Below are 22,624 nucleotides of genomic sequence, written 5' to 3' on the forward strand. Positions count from 1 at the left end.
GCGAGGTCGGCATGGCTTCTGCGTGGCCCGCCGGACACCCCCTGGCCGCGCGATCCGTTGCCGTCTACCGTGGAGGCATGGCAGGGCGAGCCGAGACGTTCCTCGAGATCGAAGGCCGCGAGGTGCGTGTGTCGCACCCCGACAAGGTCGTGTTCCCGCACGTCGGCGTGACCAAGCTCGACATCGTCGAGTACTACGTGGCGGTCGCCGACGGCGCCCTGCGCGGGGCCGGCGGGCGGCCGATGGTGCTCAAGCGGTTCGTGAAAGGCATCGACGCCGAGCCGTTCTTCCAGAAGCGCGTGCCCGCGCATCCCGACTACATCGGCAGTGCGGTGCTGCGCTACGCGTCGGGGAGCTCCGCCGAGGAGGCCGTCGTGACGGATGCCGCCGGCCTGGCCTGGATCGCCAACCTCGGATGCCTCGACCTCAACCCGCATGCGGTGCGCGCCGACGACCTCGAGCACCCGGACGAGCTGCGCGTCGACCTCGATCCGATGCCCGGCGTCGAGTGGTCGCAGATCGTCGACACCGCGTTCGTGGTGCGCGAGGTCCTCGACGACTGCGGCCTGGTCGGCTGGCCGAAGACGAGCGGATCGCGCGGCATGCACATTCTCGTCCGGATCCGTGCCGAGGGGGACTTCACGGCCGTGCGCCTCGCCGCCGAGGCTCTCGCGCGCGAGGTCGAGAACCGCGCCCCGGGGCTCGCGACCGCGCGCTGGTGGAAGGAGGAGCGCGGCGAGAGCGTGTTCGTCGACTTCAATCAGAACGCGAAGGATCGCACCGTCGCCTCCGCGTATTCGATCCGTCCGCTGCCGGATGCCCGCGTGTCGACACCGCTCGCCTGGGATGAGGTGCGGATGCGCCGCCCGGAGGAGTTCACGGTGCCGACTGTACGCGCGAGGTTCGCCGAGATCGGCGATCCGCATCAGGGCGTCGATCGGGAAGCGGGCTCGTTGTCGGCCCTGCTCGCGTTGGCCGACGAGCTGGGGCCCGCGGAGAAGCCGCCGCACGGCGTGGACGGATCCGGTCGTCGGGTGTCGACCATGCCGCTCATCGAGATCGCACGCACGAAGACGAAGCCCGAGGCACTGGCCGCGCTCGACCGGTGGCGCTCGACGCACGCGCCCGTCGCGGCACTGCTGCAGCCCGCCGATGTGCTGATCGACGGCATGCGCGGATCGAGCTCGCTCTGGTACCGCGTGCGCATCAACCTGCAGCACGTGCCCGAGGAGTCGCGCCCCGAGCAGGAACCGCTGCTCGCCGACTACGACCCGTGGGCCGGGAAGAGCTGGCAGGGCTGAGAGCTCGAGCCGGGTCCGATAACCGCGCGTGCGCTGCTGAACCCCTCATGATGGGCGTGCTGAACATCACCCTTCGTGCGGGGCGAAGGCACGGATCGCCGGTTCGGCGATGCCGAGGATCCTGTCGACGCTGAGCTCGGCGTCGACCGCGAGACCGTTCTCCTTCGTGGTGAGCGGTTCCAGCGTGGCAAGCTGGGACTCCAGGAGGCTGAGCGGCATGAAGTGCGCCGATCGCACGACCATCCGCGCAGCGAGCACGTTCCTCGTCGCTGACAGGTGCAGGAAGTACACGTCGGGCGAATGGCGTCGCAGGGTGTCCCGGTAGGCGAGGCGGAGTGCGGAACAGGCGACCACGAGGCCCGAGGTCATGCTCTGCGCCATCGCGCCGCCGATGGCGCAGAGCCAGGGTGCGCGGTCCGCGTCGGTGAGGGGCACGCCCTGCGCCATCTTGTCGACATTCGATACCGGATGAAGGTCATCGGCGTCCTGGAACGGGACGCGCAGACGGTCCGCCAAGGCGGCCCCGATCGTCGACTTCCCGCAGCCGGACACCCCCATCACGACGACGATCGGCGCACTCGCGAGCGCGCTCACCGGGCGCTCCCGAAACGGAGCAGGACCTTGCTGGAGACCCTGGGATCGGCGGCGAGGGCGAAAGCCTTCTCGGCAGAGCGCCACGGTTCGATGTGGCTGACCACGGGCGAGACGCGAAGGGTGTCGTCGGCGAGGGCGACGATGACCTCGTCGATCTCGTCGTTGAAGCGGAAGGATCCGAGCAGATCCAGCTCTCGCGCGATCGCGAGCGCGATCTGCACCGGCTGAGGGCCGCTGGGGAGCAGGCCCACCATCGCGACCGCTCCGCCACGGGTGGTTCCGCGGATCGCCGTGTCGAGGCCACGATGGCTTCCGGAGGACTCGATCACGACGTCGGCGTCGATGGCAACGACGTCGGCGTCGTCCGGCTGCTTGAGAACGGTGTCCGCGCCGAGCTGCTCCGCGATCGCGAGCGGCCGGTCGTGCAGGTCGACGGCCGTGATGTGCCGGGCGCCGCGAGCCTTGAGCACGGCGATCGCGAGCAGGCCGATTGGACCGCAGCCGACGACGAGGGCGGATGAGCCGGTGACGTCGCCGACCCGATTGACCGCGTGCCAGGCGACGCTGGCCGGTTCGATGAGCGCGGCGTCCTTGAGGTCGATCCGATCGGGGAGGACGCGCAGCATCCGGGTCGGCATCGCGACGCGATGCGCGAAGGCGCCGTCACGATGCGGGAACCGCGCGGCGGACCCGAGATAGCCGCCCCCGGAGATGTTCGGCCTGTCCGCGGGATGGCGGACGTACTCCTTCACGGGCGTCGCCGGGTGCACGGCGACGCGCGCGCCCTCCGCGGGACCGCTGCCATCCGGCGCCGCGCGGCGCACGACGCCCACGACCTCGTGGCCGAGGACCATCGGGGCGCGGAGGATCGATTCCCCGGCGGCGCCGTGCTGCCAGTAGTGCAGGTCGGATCCGCAGATGCCGCCGTAGACGACGTCGATCACGGCCTCATCCGGGGCGGGAACGGGCTCGGGGATCTCATCGATGCGGAGATCTCCGGCCTTGTGGATCACGATGGCGTGCAATGCGTTCGGCATCAGACCACCGCCGTCATTCCGCCGTCGACGAAGACGACCTGTCCGGTGACGAAACGGGAGGCGTCCGAGGCGAGCCACACCACCGCGCCGCCGATGTCTTCGGGCTCCCCCCAGCGTCCTGCCGGTGTGCGTCCGAGGACCCACGCGTTGAACGTCGGGTCGTCGAGGAGCGCCTGCGTCAGCTCGGTGCGGATGTAGCCGGGCGCGACGCCGTTCACGCGGACGCCGTGCGGCGCCCACTCAGCGGTCATCGCCTTGGTGAGGTTGCGCAGTCCGCCCTTCGCGGCGGTGTACGCGCCGATGGTGGGACGGGCGAGGTCCGTCTGCACCGAGCAGATGTTCACGATCGCCCCGGCACCCCGCACGACCATCGCCCGGGCCACGGTGCGCCCGACGAGGAACGCGCTGGTGAGGTCGGTGCGGATGACGCGATCCCAGTCCGCCAGACTCACCTCCAGCATCGGCTCGCGGTGCTGGACGCCGGCGTTGTTCACCAGGATGTCGATCGCCCCCGCGGCCTCGATCGCGGCGACGCCCGCGACGACCGAGGTCTCGTCCGTGACGTCGAACACGGCCGTGCTCACGGCCTCCGCGCCGAACTCCTCGGCGAGCGCCGACGCCGTCGCCGCCACCACGGCGGCGGCACGGCCGTGGATCACGACATGTGCCCCCGAGCTCAACAGCGTGCGTGCGATGGCGAGGCCGATGCCCCGGCTGGATCCCGTCACCAGGGCACGTCGCCCGGTGAGGTCGAAAGGACTGGTCATCGTCTCTCTCATCTCCGATCAGTAGAACTCGACGGTGTCGACGACGTTGCGCATCGGCGCGCTGTCGAGGAAGCGGGTGGCGTTCTCGGCGAACAGCTCCGCAATGCGGCGGTCCTCCCGCTCGTCGAGAGCCGCCGTGTGCGGGCTCACCAGCACCCGCGGATGGGCCCACAACGGGCTGCTCGCGGGAAGCGGCTCCACCTCGAACACGTCGAGCGCCGCGAAGCCGACGATGTCCGCGTCCAGCGCCTCGAGCAGTGCCGGTTCGTCGACGACCGTGCCGCGGCCGACGTTGACGATCGTCGCGCCCTGCTTCAGCCGGGAGAGGAACTCCCGCCCGACGAGATGATGTGTGGCGTCCGTGCCCGGCAGTGTGGTGACGACCGCATCGACGTGCGGGAGCACCTCGGCGACGGCGTCCGGGTGGATCGTGCGGGACACGCCCGGAACGGATGCGCCTCGTCGCGAGGTGCCGAGGACGGTGACGCCGAGCGCCGCCAGCTTCGCCGCCACGGCCGCACCGATCCCGCCGAGCCCCAGCACGAGCACGGTCTGGTCGGAGACCTGCGCCATCGTCCAGCGCCCGCTCCACTCCCTCTCGCGCTGCTGCCGCAGCAGTCGCGGAAGGTGTTTCGCCCCCGAGAGCACGCCGAAGACGGCGAACTCCGCGAGCGCATCGCCGTGGACACCGGCCGAAGTCGTGAACACGACACGCCCCAGTTCGCCGCTGCTCAGCTGCGCCGCGCGCACCTGACCCCCGCCGCCTGCGGCCATCGTGTGCACCCAGCGAAGCAACGGGTTGGCGCGCACCACGCGGGCGAGCGCGGCGGGATCGACGTCCGGGATGCCGTAGAGCGCATCCGCGGAATCAAGCATCTCCTCGTACGCCGCCTGTTGCGCGGGCGTGCGCCGAAACGAAGGGTCTCCGGAGAAGTCGGCGGCATGCCGCATCGGCGGCAGCAGCGACTGGTCGGCGACCAGGTCGATCCGCGGCTCGAGGGTCGTGATCAGTTCGCACAGCTCCGGGGCGAGCGAGGCGGCGACCGCCACCCGCAGACGGCCGGTCATCGGAGGTCTCCCACGGCTTCGGCGATCGCGTCGATCGCCGAGGTGATCGTGTCGATGTCGGTCGCGAACGAGATCCGGAAGAACGGCGACCGCCCATAGGCGGAACCCTGGATGACGGCGACGCCCGCATGGTCCAGGAGATGCAATGTCACATCCTCATCGCTCCCGAGGACCCGACCGTCCGGCGTGGTCCTGCCGATCAGCGCCGCGCAGTCCACGTAGAGGTAGAACGCGCCGTCCGGGACGAGCGGGGTCAGCCCATCGACGGCGGCGAGACCCGCCACGGCCGCGTCGCGGCGCTCCCGGTACACGGGGACGGATTCCGCGAGGAAGTCCTGCGGTCCGTCGAGTGCCGCCGCCGCGGCCGCCTGACTGATCGACGACGGGCAGGACGAGGTCTGCGACTGCAGCGTGTTGATCGCCCCGACCAGTACCGGATCGCCCGCCGCGTAGCCGAGGCGCCAGCCGGTCATCGCGTAGGACTTGGAGACCCCGGAGACCACGAGCACACGGTGACGCAGATCCGGGGCGACGGCCGCGAGGCTCGGAGCGGGCGAGCCTGTAAACGAGATCTCGCTGTAGATCTCGTCGGAGAGCACAGACACCGCCGGATGCCGGCGCAGCACGGCGGCCAGCGCTTCGAGCTCATCGGGAGTGTGGATCGCGCCGCTCGGGTTCCCGGGGCTGTTCAGGATCAGCCACGTCGTGCGGTCGGTGATCGCGGCTTCGAGCTGCTCGGCGGTGAGCTTGTACCCGGACTCTGCCGAGGTCTGGACGATCACCGGGGTGCCCTCGTTCGCGCGCACCATGTCCGGGTACGACACCCAGTACGGTGCGGGGATCAGCACCTCGTCGCCGGGATCGACCGTCGCCATGAGCGCGAGGAAGATGACCTGCTTGCCTCCGCCGCCGACCGCGATCTCGGCGTCCGAGTACTCGATCCCGTGCGTGCGTCGCAGCGCACCGAGAATCGCCTGCCGAAGACGAGGCGTGCCGTTCACGGGCGTGTACTTCGTCTCGCCTGCCTGGATCGCCGCGATCGCGGCGAGCTTGATGTGATCCGGGGTGTCGAAGTCCGGTTCGCCGACGGTGAGGTCGAGGATCCGGCGCCCCGCTGCCTTCAGCTCCCGCACGCGCGCGGCCGCAGCGGTGCTTGGCGACGGCTTGATCCGGCCGAGTCGCTCCGCTCCCCGGAAGGAGGACGCCACGGTGCCGCTCACGACGCCTCCTCGATGTCGGTGGTGAGCCCCTTCGCCTTCAGCACCTCGGTCAGGTTGCACAGGTCGATGGTGGTGCCTCCGGCCCAGTACTTCTGGATCAGGTCCGCTTCATGGGCGTCACGCGCCGCGGCGAGCTCGGCGGCCTCGCGGGCTTCCTCCCGCCGGACGACGACCACGCCGTCGGCATCGCCCTTGACGATGTCGCCCGGGCGGATGAACTCGTCGCCGAACACCACAGGCTGGTTCAGGGCGCCCAGGGTCTCCTTCACCGTGCCCTTGATCGAGACGCTGCCGGAGAACACCGGCAGCCCGAGCTCGCGCAGCTCCTGCGTGTCGCGCACACCGGAGTCGGTGACGAGAGCCGCGATCCCCTTCGCCTTGCAGGCGTTGCCGAGCACGTCGCCGAACATGCCCGCCTCGGCGAATCCGCCGGCGGACACGATGAGCACGTCGCCGGGCTGGGCGTAGTGGATCGCGACCTGCAGCATCAGGTTGTCGCGCGGCGCGCAGACGACGGTGAACGCGGATCCGACGAACGAGGCGTCTCGATCGATGGGCTTGATGCGGGAATCGAGGGCGCCCCGGCGGCCCTGCGCCTCGTGGATGGTCGCGGCGCTGAACGCGCCGAGGCGGGCGATGTCGGACACATCGGCCCGCTCGATCCTGGTGGTGACGTGAACCATGACGTGTCCTTTACTCGGCGTCCTGCGTCCGGCGGTCGAAGGTGAGGCCGCCGGGCACCTGGAAGGTGGGCATGAGCTCGATGAGCCCGATGTTGACGTGGGCGGGAGCATCGACCGCGTACTCTATCGCCGAGACGATGTCCTCGACGGTCAGCGACTCGAATCCCTCGTAGAACTCGGCCCAGGCAGAGGCGTCCGTCTCCGGGGTGCCACCGAGGTTGCGCGAGAAGATCTCGGTCTCGATGCGTCCGGGGCTGAGCTCCGTGACCCGGACCCGCTTGCCGAGCGCGTCGTTGCGCAGCTGGCGCGAGAGCTGGTGGACGGCAGCCTTCGTCGCGTGGTACGCGGTGTGGCCGAAGAAGTTGTAATGCCCGGCGATCGAGGAGATGTTGAGGACATGACCCCGATCCCGCGCCACCATGCCGGGGTAGACCAGGCGGAGGATCTGCATGACCGCGGTGAGGTTCACGTCGATGAGGTCGTCGAGATCCTCAGCCGAAGAGCTCAGGATGTTCCCCGCGCGGCTCACCCCCGCACTGTTGAGCACGATGTCAGCCTCCAGCCCATCGAGCGCGCTAGTGAGGGCGGCGGTGTCGCGCACGTCCAGCGCATGCGTGATCACCCCCTTCTCCGCAAGCGTCGCGAGGCGCGCCTCGTCACGGGCGAGGGCGTGCACGGTGAGCCCCCTCTGAAGGAACAGGTCGATCGCGCCGCGACCGACGCCGCTCGTCGCGCCGGTGACGACGGCGACGCGGTAATCGGAGAAAGTCATGAGGGGGTCCTTCCGGTGATGACAGATGAGAGGGCGTCCAGGGCTGTGAAGACGGCCTGGACCCGACGACGGAGAGCTTCGAGGGCGACCCGGTCGGCGCGCGCCCGCGCGGCCGCGTCCGCCGCTGAGATGCGGCGGAACCGCACACGCTGCCCTGGACGCACCTGGGCGAGGACGTCGAGCGAGCTCGAGGTCACGACGGCGAGCACGGGATAGCCGGCGGTCACGCCGCGGCCGCGGTGCAGGACCAGGAGTTCGTCGCCCGGCGGCACCTCGACCGCGCCCACGGGCACGCCGCGAGAGAGTACTTCACCCTTCGCCTGGCGCTCGGGCAAGGGCCCGGTCATCCGCAGGCCGATGTGATTGCTCGTCGGCGTGACCAGATACGGCTGTGCGAACAGGCGATCAGCGGTGCCGGCGAAGTCGTCGATGTCGGGGCCGTCCGTGACCTCCACGACGAAGCCCGTCGGCGGATGCGGCGCGTCGAGGCAGTACAGCTCGGACGTGAAGTGGTCGTTGAAGATCGGCTCCGTCGCCCGCAGCACGGGGATCGATGCGCCGTTCGCGATGCGACCGCCGAAGCCGAGGACCGAGTCGGGGGCGCAGCTGCCGAGGAGCTGCGGCGCCTCGAAGGAGCCCCGGACGGCGAGGTATGCACGCACGCCGCTCTGGATGTGCCGCAGTCCGACGACCTGCCCGGCGCGGACGGACACCGGCTGGTTCAGGGGACGCATGACGCCGTCCACGGTGAGATGGCCGTCCGCTCCGGCGACGGCGATGAGGATGTCGACGTCGGGGATGAATTCGACGTCGAGGGCCGTCATCTCCAGCAGAGGCGCCTCGTCGGGGTTGCCGACGAGGATGTTCGCGATGCGTGCCGACCGTTGGTCGAGGGCGCCGTTCACTGGCACGCCGTAGCGCGGTCCCCGTCTGCGCCCGAGATCGGTGAGCTGAGTCGCGCCGGCTTCGACGAACGTGAGGCTTCCGGCGGTCATCGTGCCACCATCCGTGTTCCCCGCAGCGACTCGTACTCGTCCCTGTCGATCGGGCGGAAGCGGATCAGGTCGCCGGGCTCATACGGCACGAACGGCTCGGACTCGAGATCGAGCACAGTCAGCGGAGTCCTCCCGATCAGCGCCCAGCCGCCCGGAGCGGCGGCGGGTGTGATCGTGGCCTGCCGTCCGGCGACCGAAACGACTCCCTGCGGCACGTGGGCGCGCGGGCTCGCCAGCCGGGGCACCGGGTGCGGGAACGCCGGACCGTCGAGCATCGGGGATCCGCCGGGTGCACCGAGGCAGCGCACGACGTAAGGCGGGTCGCTGTGCAGGCGGACGATCTCCGCAGCGCTCAGATCCTGGGCAACCGCGACGTCCTGCAGGTCGAGTTCGCCGTCCAGGTCGTAGAGCACGGGGACGTCGAAGGTGCGCGGCGCATCTGTGAGCGGCAGATCGATGTCCAGCCCCTCGACCACGTGGGCGAGATAGTCGCGGAGTCCGTCGAGAGAGACCTCGGTCGGGTTGATCTCGATCAGCGCCGCGTCGTAGGTGGGGATGACGCATTCGACGCCGGGCACATGGGATGCATCGACGAACCGCGCCAGGTGATGGACGAGCCGCCAACCGGCTTCCCGGTCCGCCAGGATGCTCGCCACACGCAGGGCGGAGTTCCCGCTGGGCGAGACCACGACGGTCGCGCGTGTCATGCCGATCACTCCAGCCAGTCGGCGAGCGGGGCGATCACGACGCCGGCGGCCTCGAGGCCATCGCGGATCTGCTGTGCGAGCGCGACCGCGCCCGCCGTGTCGCCGTGCATCAGCACCGTGTCGCAGGCGACGGGGATGAGGGCTCCGTTGCGGCTCTCGATCACGCCGTCCACGACCATCCGTACCGTGCGACGCCGGATCTCCTCGGCGTCGTGGATCACCGCGCCCGGTTCGGTCCGGCGCACCAGGGTCCCGTCGTCCTCGTAGGCCCTGTCGGCGATGCCCACGATGCCGACCCGAAGACCGGCCGCATGCGCGGCCTCGGCGAGCTTCCCGTCCTGCGCGAGCACGATGAGCTCTGGGTCCAGTCGGTGTGCGGCCGTGGCGACGGCGTCCGCGTAGTCCTCGCGGACGGCGACCAGGTTTCCCAGCCTGCCATGCGGAGCGAGGTGGGCGATCTTCGCGCCGTGGAAGGCGGCGAACGCCTGCAGCGCCCCGACCTGGTACAGGGCGTCCGTGCGGACCTCGTCCGCCGTCAGGCCCATGTCGCGACGGCCGAATCCCTGCAGGTCGGGGAAGGACGGGTGGGCGCCGATGCCGACTCCGCGCTGGACGCAGGCGCGGACCGTCTCGTCCATGATCTGCGGGTCTCCTGCGTGGAAACCGCACGCGATGTTCGCCGACGTGAGGATGTCCAACAACGCGGCGTCGTCGCCCATGCGCCATGGGCCGAACCCTTCGCCGAGATCTGCGACCAGATCGATCTTGCGAGTCATGATGCAGCTCCTCTCCTCATCGTGAACGCTGCCAGGGATCAGGCTAGGGCGATCGGCATCTCGGGATGCTTGTCTGTGCCAAGTTCGTGCCATTCATCCTCGACACCTCCTATGTTTTCAAGGTGACGACCGCGCCATCTGGCAATTTCTGTGCCACACGAGATAGCATCAAGGAGACCCGTCGTTCTCAGCCGAACCCGTGACAGGATCCGGCGACCTCATCGATCCCGGAGGTTTCCCGCATGGTCGTCCCCGCTCGCCGCGTCCAGCGCCGCGTCACACTCAGCGAGATCGCAGAAGCCTGCGGAGTGGCCCCGTCCACGGTCTCCCGCGCGCTGTCCAACCCGAACCGGGTGAGCCCCGTGATGTACGAACGCATCACCGCCAAGGCGCAGGAAATGGGCTACACCTCGGCTCTCCTGCCGGCGGCCGAGAGCCGGCTCGCCCGAGGGACGATCGCGCTCGTCCTGCCCAACCTCACCAACCCGTTCAACCTCGACGTGACCCGAGGCGCACAGTCCCAGATCCGGGCGGCGAGCTACCTGCACCTCCTGGTGAGCACCGAGGAGTCGCTGCCCATGGAGGAGCAGTGGCTTCGCGAGATGGCGAGGACCGTCGACGGCATCGTGGTGTCCTCCCCCCGCATCGACGACGAGGCGCTGCGCGCGGTCGCCCAGGTGGCACCGACCGTCGTGATCAACAGGGCGGCGCCGGGACTGTCCGGAGTGGTGATCGACACCCCCGCGGGGCTGGGGCAGGCCGTGCACTATCTGAACTCCCTCGGCCACACCCGCATCGCCTACGTGCGAGGTCCGCACGGATCATGGACGGACCGGACGCGCTTCGACGCGATCTCCGCGGCCGCGAGCGAGATGGACATCGAGATCGTCGCGGTCGGCCGGTATCAGCCGACGCTCGCCAACGGCGCGGCCGCCGCCGACGCCGTCGTGCTCACTCGCGCCTCGGCGTGCATCTTCTTCAACGACGTGCTGGCGATCGGTGCGCTGGATCGCTTCCATCAGCTCGGAGTGTCGATCCCCGACGACCTCAGCGTCGTGGGGTGCGATGACATCTTCGGCGCGTCCTTCTCGCACCCGCCGCTCACCACCGTCACCTCTCCCGGCGAGAGCGCAGGCCGCGCAGCCGTCGACATGCTGATCGGCAGATTCGCGACGCGGGATCGCTCGGACCGCATCGACCACATCTCGGCGCATCTCACTGTCCGGGCGTCGACAGGGCCTCGCGGAGACGTGTGAGACCCGGGCCGCGACCGGGCCCGGGTCTCTGCAGGTGACGCCTTACGCCGTCGTCGGCAACACGATCGCCGCAGTGACGACCTCCTTCTCCCGCTCGCTCTGCTGCAGCTCATCGATCTCATCGAGCGTGTACCGGCGCGTCTCCTTCGCCGTGAGGGCCGCGATCGCTGCGATCACCGTGATGGCGAGTGCTAGCATCGCCGGCCCGAACCAGTTCTGGAGGCTGCTGCCCGCGAGCGCCGCCGAGGCGACGGGCGCGATGCCTCCCGCGATCGCGAAGCCGATCTGAGTGCCGACCGTGAGCCCCGAGGCCCGCACGCGGTTCGGGAACATCTCCGCGAAGAATGCCGGCCATGCGGCATTGACGGTCGAGTAGAAGAACGCCTTGCAGAGAATGCCCAGGGCGAAGATCAGCGGCCAGTTGCCTGTCGTGATCGACCACAGGTACGGCATCATCAGGACCCCGGCCCCGATGGCGCCGATCAAGAACACCGTCTTGCGGCCGATCAGGTCGGAGAGGAGCCCAGCGAACGGAGTGAACACGAAGGCGATCATGCTCGTGACGACGCCGACCCACAGGATCGTCGGCTTGTCCAGGTGGTAGCCCGTGGTGGCGAACGCGACGGAGAAGCTGTCGAACACGTAGCTCACGCCGGCGATCAGCGCGCACGCCGCGACCCGGATGATCGCGACCCAGTGAAACCGCAGCGCCTGCGACAGCGGCGCAATCCGCACCTTGATGGCCTGCGTCTCGAGGAAGGCCGGCGGCTCCTCCAGCCGGCGACGGATAATGTACGCGGCGACGACCACGACGGCCGAGAGCCAGAACGGCACGCGCCAGGCCCAGCCGAGGAGCTGATCCTGGGGGAGCGCCGCGAAGGGGATGAACACGCCCGTGGCGAGCAGACCACCGGACGCGGATCCGCTCGTGGTGAAGCTCGTGATGAACCCGCGGCGCTTCTCGGGCGCATGCTCCAGGCTCATGGTGATCGCGCTGCCTTGCTCACCCGAGACGCAGAGCCCCTGGATCACCCGGATCACGACCAGCAGGATCGGGGCGAGGGCGCCCACCTGGCTGTAGGTCGGAAGGCACCCGATCAGGAAGGTGCAGCCGCCGATGCCGAACAGCGTCAGCATCATCACGAATTTGCGCCCGAACCTGTCGGCGAGCGGTCCCAGGACCAGCGCGCCCAGAGGGCGCACCACGTAGCCGACCGCCAAGGTGGCCATCGCGAGCAGGGTGCTGATGCCGGGATCCAGATCCTTCGAGAAGAACAGTACGTTCAGCACCAGGGCCGATGCCGTGCCGTACACGGCGAAGTCGTAGTACTCGAGCGTGGTTCCGATCCATGAGGCGATCGCGGCTTTCGCCGGCGTCTTCCGGTGGGTCGCAGATATGGTCATTTCGCCTCCATTGGCGGTGGATCAAGCAGGGGCAGGCAGTCGGGGCCGTTCGCCAGGATCCGACGTGGCGTCCTGTGCGTTTTCCGGGAGAGACGGTGGCGATCCGCCTGCTCGAACTGTAGGAATCGGCGTCGATCGATGGCAAGCATCGTGCCATTCCTGTGCCGTTTACACCTTCGTCACCCGCGGAAACCCGACATTCCTCATCGGACAGATCTCCCATCGTGCCAATCTCGTTGCCAAATGCGTCACAGCTGTCGGCACTGTGTTCGGCCAACATGCGCGGCGTCGCCGAGGGTGGAGACCGTCGTGACGAACACGGGGGATCGCGCCGGCACCGCGACCCCGCAGCTCTATCTCCGCGTCTACACCGCGGGAGTCACCCGGCCCGCCCAGCAGCTCGCCGGCTTCGCCCGAGTCGAACTCGCGCCAGGAGAATCGCGAAGGATCGCCTTCACCGTGTACGCGGAGCAACTCGTCTACACGAACCTGACGCACGACTTCGCGATCGAGCCGGCCATCGTCGACTGGTTCATCGGCTTCGGCTCGGACGACCGTTGTGCCGAAATCTCGTTCGAAGTCGAGGGAGAGACACGCCTCCTCGCCACCGCCGAACGGGTACTCTTCTCCGACGTTGCGATCGCCTGATCCGCCGACCTCCTGCGATGGTCAGCGGATGCTTGGTCGCCCCTCTTTCAACATGGTGATGAGTTCGTCAGCGCTCGTGAGCGTGTGCTCGGCGATCGTCTGATGTATGACCTCCCGATCGCGTGTGCGCAGAGCTGTCATGAGCTTCTTGTGTACCCGATGCTCTCGCTCGGGATCAGCGCGGTGACGTTGATCCTCGGCAAGGGCGATCGTGAGTTGCGCCGCCGTCACGGGCCAGAGTTTCGCCAACAGATAGTTGTCGGACGCGTTCCAAATGCATCGGTGGAACGCGAGATGGGCGTCGTGCTGGACGACTGGATCCAGATCGAAGCAGTCGACTTCGTAGTTTTCCCATCCGGCTTCGATCCGTGAGAATCGCTCGTCTGTGCGGTCTGCGAGGATCGCATCAATGGCGACCAGGTCCAGTGCGATCCGCCCGACTGCGATGTCGTGGATCGCGCCCGCCTCCAGGGAAGCGACGCGGAGGCCCCGGTACGGTTCCTGGACGACGAGCCCCTCCTCGGCGAGCGCGTTGAGCGCCTCGCGCACCGTGGGACGGCTCACATCAAGCAACTCAGCGAGCTGGATCTCCGTGATCTTCTCGCCAGGCCTGAGCGTGCCGGTGATGATGGACCTCCGGATCTCGATCCGCACGGCCTCTTTCCTCGACACCGCTGTGACACGCGCTGAACCGACACGCAACGGGGCGGTGCGAGACGAGTGGTCGCTGGCTGCGGGCATCCGGAGTCCTGATCTTCTGGCACGACGGACGAATCCGCCGCAAATAGTAAGACAATCTTACCACGCCACGAGGGGCGCGCGCGGAACTCAGTCGAGGGCGTAGACCCGGCCGTTGCCGACCCCTTCGACCGAGCGCACGAACGCCCGGCCGACTCGCTCTGCGGGGACGGGCTCGAAGCCCGCGAACGCATCGAAATAGTGCGGTGCCGTGGCCAGCACGCTCGGGCTCACCGCATTCAGCCGGATGCCGCGCGGCAGTTCCGCCGCCGCCGACATCACGAAGGACTCGACCGCACCGTTGGCCATGGCCGACGCCGACCCCATCGGGACGGCCTCCCGTGCCAGGACCCCGGTCGTGAGGGTGAAGGAGCCGCCGTCGCTCACGTGGTCGAGACCGATGCGTAGCAGGTTGAGTTGGCTCATGACCTTCCCCTCGAAGGCGGCGACGAGGTCGTCCGGCGTCAGATCCGTAACCGCCTTGAACGGCGCGGATCCATACGCGGATACGACCGCGTCGACCTCGCCGATCTCGGCGAAGAGCCGCACGATCGACCGGGGGTCGCGCAGATCGACCGACGGCGCCGTGGTGCGGCTCACCCCGATGACGTCATGTCGTGTCTGCAATGCGGCCAGGGCAGCGGATCCGACATGCCCCGAAGCTCCGACGATCAGAATCTTCATGCGTGTGCTCTCTTCTCTTTTCGATGTTCGTCATTCCGCAACGAAGTACAGGCGCTTGTTGGCGAACTCGCCAATGCCGATCGGGCCCATCTCCCGACCGAAGCCGGAGCGCATCACCCCGCCGAACGGGATCTCCGCCGCCTCCGCAGCGATGATGTTGACGTGCGTCATTCCGACCTCGAGCTGCGACGCGACCCGGGCCGCTCGCGCCGCGTCGGCCGAGAACACGGATCCGCCCAGGCCAAGCGCGCAGTCGTTCGCCAGTTCCAGAGCCTCCTCGTCACTGTGCACCTTGTACACCGTGGCGACCGGCCCGAAGATCTCCTCACGGTACGACTCAGAAGCGCGCGGAACTCCGGTCAGCACGGCAGGCGAGTAATAGGCCCCCAGGCCGTCAGACAGAACACCACCGGCTTCCAGAGTCGCACCCTCAGCAACGGCCTTCTGCACCTGGGCATGCACCGTCTCCGCCGCCACACGGGACGAAAGCGGAACATACTCACCATCAGCCAAGTCCATCTGGTCGCCGGGCACGAGACCCGCAGCGAGCTTAATGAGTTCGGAAACGAATTCGTCGTAGATGTCCGCCATGACGATCATGCGCTTGTTCGAGTTGCAGACCTGACCGCCGTTGTAGACACGGAAATCCCAGGCGGCCTTTGCGACCGCGGCGACGTCGTCGGAGTCGAGCACAACCATCGGGTCGATGCCGCCCAGCTCGAGCACGCACTTCTTGAGATGGGTGCCGGCCTGGGCGCCGATGATGGCGCCGGCGCGCTCCGAGCCGGTGAGCGAGACACCCTGGACCCGGGGATCGGCGATCATCGTCGCGATCTGCTCGTGCGACGTGAACAGCGCCTGGTAGCCCCCGGCCGGGACTCCAGCCTGTTCCATGATCTCCTGGATCAAGAGATTCGATCGGGCGCAAATGTCCGCGTGCTTCAGCAGGATCGTGTTGCCCAGAACCAGGTTGGGTGCCGCGAAGCGTGCGACCTGGTAATAGGGGAAGTTCCAGGGCATCACGCCGAGCAGGGCGCCCAGCGGGAGGTGCTCGATCACGGCCTTGCCCGGAATCGTGCTGGGGATCTCATACGAGGTGATGAGCGCGGGTCCGTGCACCGCGTAGTAGTCGATGATGGACGCGGCGAAATCGACCTCTTCGAGGCTCTCCGAGAGTGACTTGCCCATCTCCACCGCGATGGTCGTCGCGAGCTCGTCGCGGCGCTCCGCGAAGATCTGCGCGACGCGCTTGAGCACGGCCGCCCGCTCCTGCACGCTGCACGCCCGCCACTCACGGTATGCAGCGGCTGCGGCGGCGAGCTGCTGCTCTACCTGCTCGTCCGTCGCAGAGGGGAAAGTCTCGAGGATCTCGCCCGTCGCGGGGTTCTGCACCCGGTAGTTCGCCATGTGTTTGTGCTCCTGTCTTTCGTCGTCCAGGTGTTCACCGGACGTAGTCCGCGCCCGTGATGTCTATCGTCGCGCCCGTCGTGTGACGAGCGCGCCCCGTCGCGAGGAAGGCGACGACCTCCGCCACGTCCCGTGCCGGCGTCACCTCGCCGAGCGGCAGCGCGTCCCGCACAGATTGCTCGATTGCACCATCTGCCAACTCCGTCCCGACCCATCCGGGGGCGATCGCGTAGGCGAGCACTCCGTCGCGACCGTAGCTGCGCGCGATGCCCTTGGTGAGTGCCAGCAGACCGCCCTTAGCCGCACCGTAGGCGAGGTGCTCGGCGTCATCGCCGCGATGCGAGGACCGGCTGGCCAGGTTCACGATCACGCCACCGCCGTTGTCAGCGAAGTGGAGGATCGCGCGACGGCACAGTTCCGCCGGCGCCAACAGGTTCAGCCCGAGGTTGGCCTCCCAGCCTGTCAGCCAGGCCTCCGCCGGCTCGAGGGCCGAAGCGATCCAGGCACCCGCGTTGTTCACGAGCACGTCGAGGCCGCCGAAGGCTGCGGCCGCCGCGTCCCAAACGGCGCTCGCGCCGGCGATCCCGTCGAGGTCGCCCGTGACGAGCGCGACGCGCGCGGACCCGCGAGCGCTCAGCTCGGCGAGCAGGCTCTCAGTGTGTTCGGAGGCGGCACGGGCGTGCACGACGACGCTCGCGCCGCGCTCGTTCAGCAACGCGGCGGTTGCGCGGCCAATGCCGCGAGAACTGCCGGTGACGAGGATCCGCCTGCCGGCGAGTTCTCCGAGGACCTCGGTCATCACGCCACCGCCTGCGCCCCGGTGATCTCGACGCAGGCGCCGCAGATGAACTCCGCCTCGTCCGATGCGAGGAACGCGATGAGCGCTGCGACCTCGTCCGGAGTACCGATGCGGCCGAAAGGCACGAGCGCGTCGAGCTCGGCGATCGTCTTGCCCTTCTCCGCGATGCCCCGCTCGAGCATCGGCGTATGGATCTCGCCCGGGCAGATCGCGTTCACCCGCACCCGATCGGGAGCGTAGTCCCGTGCGAGGCTCTTCGTGAACGAGACGACCGCGGCCTTCGTGACGTTGTAGGCGATATGTCCGGGCGCCGGGCTGAGTCCCCACTGAGAGGCGGTGTTCACGATGGCACCGCCGCCAGCGGCGATCATGGCGGGCAGCACCGCGCGGGACATGTGGAACAGTGCGTCCACGTTTACGGCGAAGCTCAGATCCCAATCGGCCGCGCTCGTGTCGAGCAGCGCGCCGCGGCGCATGGCACCGGCATTGTTGACGAGGACGTCGATGGCCCCACGCGCGGTCTGCGTCTCGATCTCGGCGACCGCGTCGCGGCATGCATTGGCCGAGGTGAGGTCGAACACGATCTCGTGGGCGTCTCCGCCCGCGTCCCGGATCCCGGCCGCGACCACGGCGGCGCTTTCCGCGACGGCGTCGGCGACGAAGACGCGCGCGCCCTCGGCTGCCAGCCGGCGACACGTCGCCGATCCGATCCCGCCACCACCGCCGGTGACCAGGGCGACCTTGCCCTCGAATCGCTTGCTCATCGTTGTTCTCTCCGATTCTGTTGCGGTCGTCACTACGCGGACCAGATGTCGCCGACGGTGTAACCCTCGGGATACGGGTCCGTGGGGTCCAGCTCCCAGGTCGCGCGGCCGGTGATCCAGCCACGACCGGTGATGGTGGGCAACACTGCGCGGATGTCGCCGATCATCGTCTCGCCGACGAGCCGGCCGATGAACTCGCTGCCGATGATGCTCCGGTGCGAGAAGTCCGCGTCGAGACCGAGCTGCCCACGAGCGTGCAGCGCCGCCATCCGCGCGCTTGTGCCGGTACCGCACGGCGAGCGGTCGAGCACGCCCGTCCAGCTCTCCTCGCGATCCGCGAGGATGGGCGAACTCGTGAGCACGTTCGCGTTCTGCGCCTGCTTGCCCGGCGCTCGGTCCCCGTTGTGCAGCATGATCATCGCGACCCGGTTGATCGATGGATTCACGGGATGCTGCACCGGGATCTGCTCGAGCGCGGCGAGCTTCACGAGTGCCGCGGCTCTGGTGATCCGCTTCGCATTGGCGGGCGAGAGCTTGATGCCGAGCTGTGAGATGTCGAGCTGCACGAAGAACTGGCCGCCGAAGGCGACATCGACCAGGATCTCGCCGAACTCCCGCACCGTAAGCGGCTGGTCGATCTGCACGGCATACGAGGGAACGTTCGCGACCGTCACGGACCGAACCTTGACCCGATCGCCGATCTCCTCGACGTGCGCTGTTGCTCGGACGAGGCCGACCGCGGTGTCGATCATGACCTCGGTCTCTGGGCCGCGCACCGGCACGATGCCGGTCTCGACGGCCGCGGTGACCGCGCAAATGGTATTGCTGCCGGACATCGGCGTGAAGCCCCCCTGCTCCAACACGATGATGCCGAAGTCAGCGCCCTCCGTCACCGGCGGGAGCAGGAACACTCCGCACGTCGCCGGATAGCCGCGGGGCTCGCGCAGCAGCAGCCGGCGCAGCCCGTCGAGCTCTCGGACGCAGAAGTCCAAGCGTTCGGCCATCGTGGAGCCCTCGACGAACCGTTCCGCGTTCGGGATGACACGTCCCGGTTCGCCCTCGGCGTGCACCTCGATGGTCTCGACCGAGAAGAGTGATCCGCTCTCCGCCCCCGGGCTCATACCGCAAGCGCTCCGAGCGTGCGGAGCGCGTCGGCGATGCGCTCTCGGTCAGCGTCCGCGAGCGGCAGGAGCGGCTCGCGGACCGGCCCGACCGGGGTGCCCAGCAGCTCAAGCGCGGCTTTCAGACCGGCCGGGTAGTTGACCGATTCGAGCACCGAGCTGAGGTTCCAGAGCGGCGCCCACAGCTCGCGACCACGATCCAGATCCTTCTCCTCGGCGATGACACGGAACAGCTCAGCGGCCTGAGCCGGCGCGACCGAGGCGACGCCCCACACCGAACCCTTCGCACCGAGCGCGATGCCGAGGAAAGTCAGCGTGTCCCAGCCGTTGAAAGCGGTGATCCGATCGGTGCGGCTCGTGAGCACATCTGTGAGTGACACGGCATCGCCCGAGGTGTCCTTGAAGTAGTCGACGCCGTCGATGTCGCCGATCTCGGCGAGCTGATCCGCGTCGAGCGCGATGCCGGTCGCGCTGGGCACGTTGTAGTACATGATCTGCAGTCCGATGGAATCGGCGACCGTTGCCAGGAACGCCTTCAGAGCCTCGAAGGAGAGCGGATCATAGAACGGTGGCACGACCATCACTGCGTCGGCACCGACCTCTTCCGCGTAGCAGGCGAGGTCGACCGCTCCGGCCGTCGAGGTGTGCCCGATCCCCGCCACCACTTTGATACGTCCGGCGGCGGCCTCGACGTTGAGGCGGATCACCTCACGGTATTCCTTGGGTGTGAGGCTCGTGAACTCGCCCGAGGTGCCGGTCGGCACGACTCCTGCTACGCCTCCGGCGACCATGCGCTCAACCTGGGCTCGGATCGCCTCCGGGTCGATCGAGGCGCCATCAGCGGTGAACGGGGTGGGGATGGCGGCGAGCACGCCCCCGAGGTTGGCGTTCTTGCGAGTCATGATGCAGTCCTTTCGAGAGCTGTGAGGTCTGTGGAGCGGGTTCGGGTGGCTGCTCAGCGGCCGCCGCGGAATCGGGCCGGCGAGAACGGGAGCAGCACGGGGTCGATCCGCCCCGTGCGGATCAGAGCGGTCATCGCACGTGCGGTCGCCGGTGCGAGCGTCACGCCGTACATACCGTGGCCGCCCGCGACGTAAGCGTTGGACAGCCGGGGTAGTCGCCCCATGACGGGGAGGCCGTCCGGGGCGACGGGACGCATACCGGCCTGCGGTTTCACGTCCGCGGGAGCCGGGGGCTCCCAGTCGCGCAGGTAGCTGAGCGGAGCCCGCAGGATCGCGTCGACGCGCACGCGGTTGATGTTCTCGTCGAGTCCGCCGAACTCCATGGTGCCCGCGAGGCGCAGCCGATCCTCGAACGGGGTGACCGCGACCTTCGCGTCGTAGAGATTGGTCGCTCCCTTGAGGCCGTATGGCCGCATCTCGACTGAGTATCCCTTACCCGGCCGAATCGGCAGGTGGGCCCCGAAGAGCCTCGACATAGGGCCGATCCATGCCCCGGCGGCGAGTAGGAAGCTGTCACCGGGGAAGATGCGGGTACCGGAGGACACACTCACGACGCGGTCGGCGGCGACCTGCACCCCGTCGACCGGGGCGTTCTCCACGACCTCGACACCCATCTCGACGAGCTTCGCGTGCAGCGAGGCGCCGAATGCACGCGGGTCGAGGTGCAGCTCCTTCGGGAAGAACAGGCCGCCGCGCACCTCGTCTTTGAGCAGCGGTTCGTGCACCCGGACGTCATCGCCGAGCATTTTGATCGGCGCGATGCCGTACCGTCCGGTCAGGTCCGCATAGCCGAGATGGTGTTGCATGTGAGCGTCGTCGTGGAACGCCATGAGCAGGCCGTTGTGCTGCAGCTCGAAGTCGATCCCGTGGGCGCGATAGTCCTCGAACGCGCTGATCGAGTCGCCCATCAGCGCCAGGTGCGCTGCGAAGCCGGCGCGTTGATCCTTCGCGTTCGATGCCCGAAACATCCCGAGCATGAACGTGAGGAACGACGGCTTGATTGATGGCTTGATGTACAGCGGACTGTCGCGCTGCGTCATCCACTTCATCGCTGAGAGCACCGCCCCCGGACCGGGAAGCGGGAGCGAATCGGCCGGAACCACCCAGCCCGCATTCACTTCGGCAGCGCCGAGCCCGGTCGCCCGGGCGTCGACCAGGGTGACGGTCTCGCCTTCGCTCGCAAGCTGGTACGCGGTGGTGAGGCCGACGATGCCTCCGCCGATCACAACAGTGTGCAACCGTTCTCCTCCTTTTCGTGTGATGGGCCGCGGAAGACTGATCGGTTGGTGCCATCCGCACCTACCGACCGGCGCACTGCTCAGAAACGGACAGCGTCGACGAACTTCTTCAACTCAGGGTTGTCCGAGCGATTGAATGCTTCATCCGGTGTCGTGTTGACGGCGATCTCGCCCTCGTGGAAGAACACCAGCCGGTCCGCGGCCTTGGAAGCGAACGCCATGTCATGCGTGACCAACGCGACTGCGATCCCCTCTTCCTCCTTCAGACGACGCAGCACGCCGAGGACCTCCGCGGCGACGGGCGGGTCCAGCGCCGAGGTGATCTCGTCGCAGAGCAGCAGCTTCGGCGACATCATCAGCGCCCGGGCGATCGCGGCCCGCTGCCGTTCACCGCCTGACAGCTGCGCGGGGCGCGAGTGCAGGTGTTGAGACATGCCGACCTCGGCGAGTGACTTCTTCGCACGCTCCATCGCCTCGTCCTTCCCTAGACCGAGCTTCTTCATCGGCGCAAGAACCAGATTCTTCGCGACGTCCATGTGCGGCCACAACGTGTAGGACTGGAAGATCATCCCGATGTAGGAGTCGACCTCCTGCCACATCGGGGTGCGCTTCTGGTCCTCGAACACGACCTCGCCGTCGAACATGATCCGACCATCGTCCGGCTCCGTGAGCCCGGCGAGAGCGCGCAGCAGCGTGCTCTTACCCGAACCCGACTTGCCGATGATCACGGTGATGTCCCCGACGAGCATGTCGAAGTCGACGTTCTTCATGACCTGTCGGTCGCCGAAACTCTTCTGCAACCCGCGGGCGGAGACGAGCGCCTCGCCGACAGTCGACGTGATCGTGCGCACCGCTGCGGTCTTCGGGCGGGAGATGGATCCCGTCTTCGGGCTCACGGGTCCGGTGCGCGAGTTGCGTGGGTCGGTCATGGGGTCACCTGCACTTTCGCTCCTGGCACCATCTGTGCCGCAAGGGATTTCGGCCTGCGACCCCCTCCGTGGATGTCGCCGTTCATCATGTTGCGTTCGATCTTCGACAGGATCAGCGACACCGGGAACGCGATCGCGAAGTACATGAGTGCGGCGACCGTCAGGATCTCCATGGCCCGATACGACTCCGAGGCGATCTTGTTCGCGGTGAACATCAGGTCGGCGACGGCGATGGTCGAGACCAGCGCGGTGTCTTTGAACAGCGAGATGTCGAGCGACATGATGACGGGCAGCTGCTGCCGGAGCGCCTGCGGGATGATGATGTGGCGCGTCCGCTGCCAGGCCGTGAGCCGCAGCATCTTCCCGGCCTCGATCTGTTCGATCGGGACCGCCTGGAAGCCCGCTCGGTAGGTCTCGGCCATGAACGCGGTCAGGTTCAGGGTGAGGGCGAGCACGGCCGACAGGGGGCCAGGGATCGTGATCCCGGTCAGCGTCGGCAGCGCGTAGTACACCCAGAACAGCTGGACCAGCAGAGGCGTGCACCGGAAGATCTCGATGTAGATCTGCGCGACCCAGCGGATCACCTCGATGTTCGACATGCGCAGCAGCGCCACGGGGACCGCGAGGATCATGGACAGCACGATCACGATCACCGAGATCTCGATCGTCACACCCAGCCCCTCGAGGAGCCTCGGGAAGTTGCTCGACACGACCGACCAGTCGAAGTCGTAGCTCTTGATCAACACGATGAGCC

24 protein-coding genes are annotated in these 22,624 nt (G+C 68.1%); 3 read left to right on the top strand and 21 right to left on the bottom strand.

Annotated elements, in window-relative coordinates; genetic code table 11:
• Positions 1-77: 77 nt before the first annotated feature.
• Positions 78-1,301 (top strand): DNA polymerase domain-containing protein, encoded by a 1,224-nt coding sequence (locus ABD882_RS01530; protein WP_345183632.1) that lies wholly within the window; start codon positions 78-80, stop codon positions 1,299-1,301.
• 66 nt (positions 1,302-1,367) lie between these two features.
• Here the strand turns inward: ABD882_RS01530 and ABD882_RS01535 are convergent, their stop codons facing one another.
• From ABD882_RS01535 to ABD882_RS01580, 10 genes are read right to left on the bottom strand one after another with little or no spacing between them, the layout of a single operon-like run.
• Positions 1,368-1,895, bottom strand: coding sequence for a gluconokinase (locus ABD882_RS01535; protein ID WP_345183635.1), 528 nt, complete (start codon positions 1,893-1,895; stop codon positions 1,368-1,370).
• Positions 1,892-2,932: an L-idonate 5-dehydrogenase gene (locus ABD882_RS01540; protein WP_345183637.1), complete on the bottom strand. Its 1,041-nt coding sequence runs from the start codon at positions 2,930-2,932 to the stop codon at positions 1,892-1,894. Before ABD882_RS01540 ends, ABD882_RS01535 begins: the two co-directional genes overlap by 4 nt.
• Complete coding sequence (locus ABD882_RS01545; protein ID WP_345183639.1) at positions 2,932-3,699, bottom strand: glucose 1-dehydrogenase; 768 nt, start codon at positions 3,697-3,699, stop codon at positions 2,932-2,934. Before ABD882_RS01545 ends, ABD882_RS01540 begins: the two co-directional genes overlap by 1 nt.
• A gap of 18 nt (positions 3,700-3,717) precedes the next feature.
• Positions 3,718-4,767 (bottom strand): D-2-hydroxyacid dehydrogenase, encoded by a 1,050-nt coding sequence (locus ABD882_RS01550; RefSeq protein ID WP_345183641.1) that lies wholly within the window; start codon positions 4,765-4,767, stop codon positions 3,718-3,720.
• The gene (locus ABD882_RS01555; protein ID WP_345183643.1) at positions 4,764-5,987 is read right to left on the bottom strand and encodes an aspartate transaminase; all 1,224 of its coding nucleotides are present in this window, start codon (positions 5,985-5,987) and stop codon (positions 4,764-4,766) included. Before ABD882_RS01555 ends, ABD882_RS01550 begins: the two co-directional genes overlap by 4 nt.
• Positions 5,984-6,670, bottom strand: coding sequence for a 4-carboxy-4-hydroxy-2-oxoadipate aldolase/oxaloacetate decarboxylase (locus ABD882_RS01560; RefSeq protein WP_345183645.1), 687 nt, complete (start codon positions 6,668-6,670; stop codon positions 5,984-5,986). The genes ABD882_RS01555 and ABD882_RS01560 overlap by 4 nt, the downstream gene beginning before the upstream one ends.
• A gap of 10 nt (positions 6,671-6,680) precedes the next feature.
• Entirely contained in the window at positions 6,681-7,442 is a 762-nt protein-coding gene (locus tag ABD882_RS01565) for an SDR family oxidoreductase (RefSeq protein WP_345183647.1), read from the bottom strand.
• Positions 7,439-8,437, bottom strand: a complete 999-nt coding sequence (locus ABD882_RS01570) for a 5-oxoprolinase subunit C family protein (RefSeq protein WP_345183649.1) — start codon at positions 8,435-8,437, stop codon at positions 7,439-7,441. Before ABD882_RS01570 ends, ABD882_RS01565 begins: the two co-directional genes overlap by 4 nt.
• Positions 8,434-9,144, bottom strand: coding sequence for a 5-oxoprolinase subunit B family protein (locus ABD882_RS01575; protein ID WP_345183651.1), 711 nt, complete (start codon positions 9,142-9,144; stop codon positions 8,434-8,436). The genes ABD882_RS01570 and ABD882_RS01575 overlap by 4 nt, the downstream gene beginning before the upstream one ends.
• A gap of 5 nt (positions 9,145-9,149) precedes the next feature.
• Complete coding sequence (locus tag ABD882_RS01580) at positions 9,150-9,920, bottom strand: LamB/YcsF family protein (RefSeq protein ID WP_345183653.1); 771 nt, start codon at positions 9,918-9,920, stop codon at positions 9,150-9,152.
• Between the two features lie 242 nt (positions 9,921-10,162).
• On the opposite strand from ABD882_RS01580, the gene ABD882_RS01585 reads away from it, so the two are divergent.
• On the top strand, positions 10,163-11,176 hold the full coding sequence (locus tag ABD882_RS01585) for a LacI family DNA-binding transcriptional regulator (protein ID WP_345183655.1): 1,014 nt from the start codon (positions 10,163-10,165) through the stop codon (positions 11,174-11,176).
• A 42-nt stretch (positions 11,177-11,218) separates the two neighbouring features.
• On the opposite strand, the gene ABD882_RS01590 is transcribed toward ABD882_RS01585, so the two are convergent.
• On the bottom strand, positions 11,219-12,580 hold the full coding sequence (locus tag ABD882_RS01590) for an MFS transporter (RefSeq protein ID WP_345183657.1): 1,362 nt from the start codon (positions 12,578-12,580) through the stop codon (positions 11,219-11,221).
• Between the two features lie 309 nt (positions 12,581-12,889).
• Between ABD882_RS01590 and ABD882_RS01595 the strand changes: the two genes are divergently transcribed.
• The gene (locus ABD882_RS01595) at positions 12,890-13,228 is read left to right on the top strand and encodes a fibronectin type III-like domain-contianing protein (protein WP_345183659.1); all 339 of its coding nucleotides are present in this window, start codon (positions 12,890-12,892) and stop codon (positions 13,226-13,228) included.
• Positions 13,229-13,249: 21 nt separating this feature from the next.
• On the opposite strand, the gene ABD882_RS01600 is transcribed toward ABD882_RS01595, so the two are convergent.
• The 10 genes from ABD882_RS01600 to ABD882_RS01645 all read right to left on the bottom strand — a co-directional run bounded on the left by ABD882_RS01600 (position 13,250) and on the right by ABD882_RS01645 (position 22,616).
• Positions 13,250-13,882: a GntR family transcriptional regulator gene (locus ABD882_RS01600; RefSeq protein ID WP_345183661.1), complete on the bottom strand. Its 633-nt coding sequence runs from the start codon at positions 13,880-13,882 to the stop codon at positions 13,250-13,252.
• Positions 13,883-14,056: 174 nt separating this feature from the next.
• Entirely contained in the window at positions 14,057-14,650 is a 594-nt protein-coding gene (locus ABD882_RS01605; protein WP_345183663.1) for a short chain dehydrogenase, read from the bottom strand.
• A gap of 30 nt (positions 14,651-14,680) precedes the next feature.
• Positions 14,681-16,057 carry an aldehyde dehydrogenase family protein gene (locus ABD882_RS01610; protein WP_345183665.1) on the bottom strand — a complete coding sequence of 459 codons (1,377 nt, stop codon included), beginning with the start codon at positions 16,055-16,057 and terminating at the stop codon, positions 14,681-14,683.
• A 34-nt stretch (positions 16,058-16,091) separates the two neighbouring features.
• Entirely contained in the window at positions 16,092-16,856 is a 765-nt protein-coding gene (locus ABD882_RS01615) for an SDR family NAD(P)-dependent oxidoreductase (protein ID WP_345183667.1), read from the bottom strand.
• Complete coding sequence (locus ABD882_RS01620) at positions 16,856-17,620, bottom strand: SDR family NAD(P)-dependent oxidoreductase (RefSeq protein WP_345183669.1); 765 nt, start codon at positions 17,618-17,620, stop codon at positions 16,856-16,858. The genes ABD882_RS01615 and ABD882_RS01620 overlap by 1 nt, the downstream gene beginning before the upstream one ends.
• Positions 17,621-17,652: 32 nt before the next feature.
• The gene (locus ABD882_RS01625) at positions 17,653-18,741 is read right to left on the bottom strand and encodes a proline racemase family protein (protein WP_345183671.1); all 1,089 of its coding nucleotides are present in this window, start codon (positions 18,739-18,741) and stop codon (positions 17,653-17,655) included.
• The gene (locus ABD882_RS01630) at positions 18,738-19,643 is read right to left on the bottom strand and encodes a dihydrodipicolinate synthase family protein (RefSeq protein ID WP_345183673.1); all 906 of its coding nucleotides are present in this window, start codon (positions 19,641-19,643) and stop codon (positions 18,738-18,740) included. Before ABD882_RS01630 ends, ABD882_RS01625 begins: the two co-directional genes overlap by 4 nt.
• Positions 19,644-19,696: 53 nt before the next feature.
• Entirely contained in the window at positions 19,697-20,941 is a 1,245-nt protein-coding gene (locus ABD882_RS01635) for an NAD(P)/FAD-dependent oxidoreductase (RefSeq protein WP_345183674.1), read from the bottom strand.
• A gap of 80 nt (positions 20,942-21,021) precedes the next feature.
• On the bottom strand, positions 21,022-21,870 hold the full coding sequence (locus ABD882_RS01640; protein ID WP_345183676.1) for an amino acid ABC transporter ATP-binding protein: 849 nt from the start codon (positions 21,868-21,870) through the stop codon (positions 21,022-21,024).
• Entirely contained in the window at positions 21,867-22,616 is a 750-nt protein-coding gene (locus ABD882_RS01645; protein ID WP_345183678.1) for an amino acid ABC transporter permease, read from the bottom strand. Before ABD882_RS01645 ends, ABD882_RS01640 begins: the two co-directional genes overlap by 4 nt.
• Positions 22,617-22,624 lie beyond the last annotated feature (8 nt).

The sequence above is a fragment of the Microbacterium panaciterrae genome (assembly GCF_039541635.1).
GTDB lineage: Bacteria > Actinomycetota > Actinomycetes > Actinomycetales > Microbacteriaceae > Microbacterium > Microbacterium panaciterrae.

Excerpts from the sequence above, each read along its gene's own strand:
- ABD882_RS01550 (WP_345183641.1), bottom strand. The coding sequence starts at position 4,767 with ATGACCGGCCGTCTGCGGGTGGCGGTCGCCGCCTCGCTCGCCCCGGAG.
- ABD882_RS01580 (WP_345183653.1), bottom strand. The coding sequence starts at position 9,920 with ATGACTCGCAAGATCGATCTGGTCGCAGATCTCGGCGAAGGGTTCGGC.
- ABD882_RS01540 (WP_345183637.1), bottom strand. The coding sequence starts at position 2,932 with ATGCCGAACGCATTGCACGCCATCGTGATCCACAAGGCCGGAGATCTC.
- ABD882_RS01565 (WP_345183647.1), bottom strand. The coding sequence starts at position 7,442 with ATGACTTTCTCCGATTACCGCGTCGCCGTCGTCACCGGCGCGACGAGC.
- ABD882_RS01630 (WP_345183673.1), bottom strand. The coding sequence starts at position 19,643 with ATGACTCGCAAGAACGCCAACCTCGGGGGCGTGCTCGCCGCCATCCCC.
- ABD882_RS01620 (WP_345183669.1), bottom strand. The coding sequence starts at position 17,620 with ATGAGCAAGCGATTCGAGGGCAAGGTCGCCCTGGTCACCGGCGGTGGT.
- ABD882_RS01610 (WP_345183665.1), bottom strand. The coding sequence starts at position 16,057 with ATGGCGAACTACCGGGTGCAGAACCCCGCGACGGGCGAGATCCTCGAG.
- ABD882_RS01570 (WP_345183649.1), bottom strand. The coding sequence starts at position 8,437 with ATGACCGCCGGAAGCCTCACGTTCGTCGAAGCCGGCGCGACTCAGCTC.
- ABD882_RS01640 (WP_345183676.1), bottom strand. The coding sequence starts at position 21,870 with ATGACCGACCCACGCAACTCGCGCACCGGACCCGTGAGCCCGAAGACG.
- ABD882_RS01625 (WP_345183671.1), bottom strand. The coding sequence starts at position 18,741 with ATGAGCCCGGGGGCGGAGAGCGGATCACTCTTCTCGGTCGAGACCATC.
- ABD882_RS01545 (WP_345183639.1), bottom strand. The coding sequence starts at position 3,699 with ATGACCAGTCCTTTCGACCTCACCGGGCGACGTGCCCTGGTGACGGGA.
- ABD882_RS01615 (WP_345183667.1), bottom strand. The coding sequence starts at position 16,856 with ATGACCGAGGTCCTCGGAGAACTCGCCGGCAGGCGGATCCTCGTCACC.
- ABD882_RS01585 (WP_345183655.1), top strand. The coding sequence starts at position 10,163 with ATGGTCGTCCCCGCTCGCCGCGTCCAGCGCCGCGTCACACTCAGCGAG.
- ABD882_RS01560 (WP_345183645.1), bottom strand. The coding sequence starts at position 6,670 with ATGGTTCACGTCACCACCAGGATCGAGCGGGCCGATGTGTCCGACATC.
- ABD882_RS01530 (WP_345183632.1), top strand. The coding sequence starts at position 78 with ATGGCAGGGCGAGCCGAGACGTTCCTCGAGATCGAAGGCCGCGAGGTG.
- ABD882_RS01590 (WP_345183657.1), bottom strand. The coding sequence starts at position 12,580 with ATGACCATATCTGCGACCCACCGGAAGACGCCGGCGAAAGCCGCGATC.
- ABD882_RS01575 (WP_345183651.1), bottom strand. The coding sequence starts at position 9,144 with ATGACACGCGCGACCGTCGTGGTCTCGCCCAGCGGGAACTCCGCCCTG.
- ABD882_RS01605 (WP_345183663.1), bottom strand. The coding sequence starts at position 14,650 with ATGAAGATTCTGATCGTCGGAGCTTCGGGGCATGTCGGATCCGCTGCC.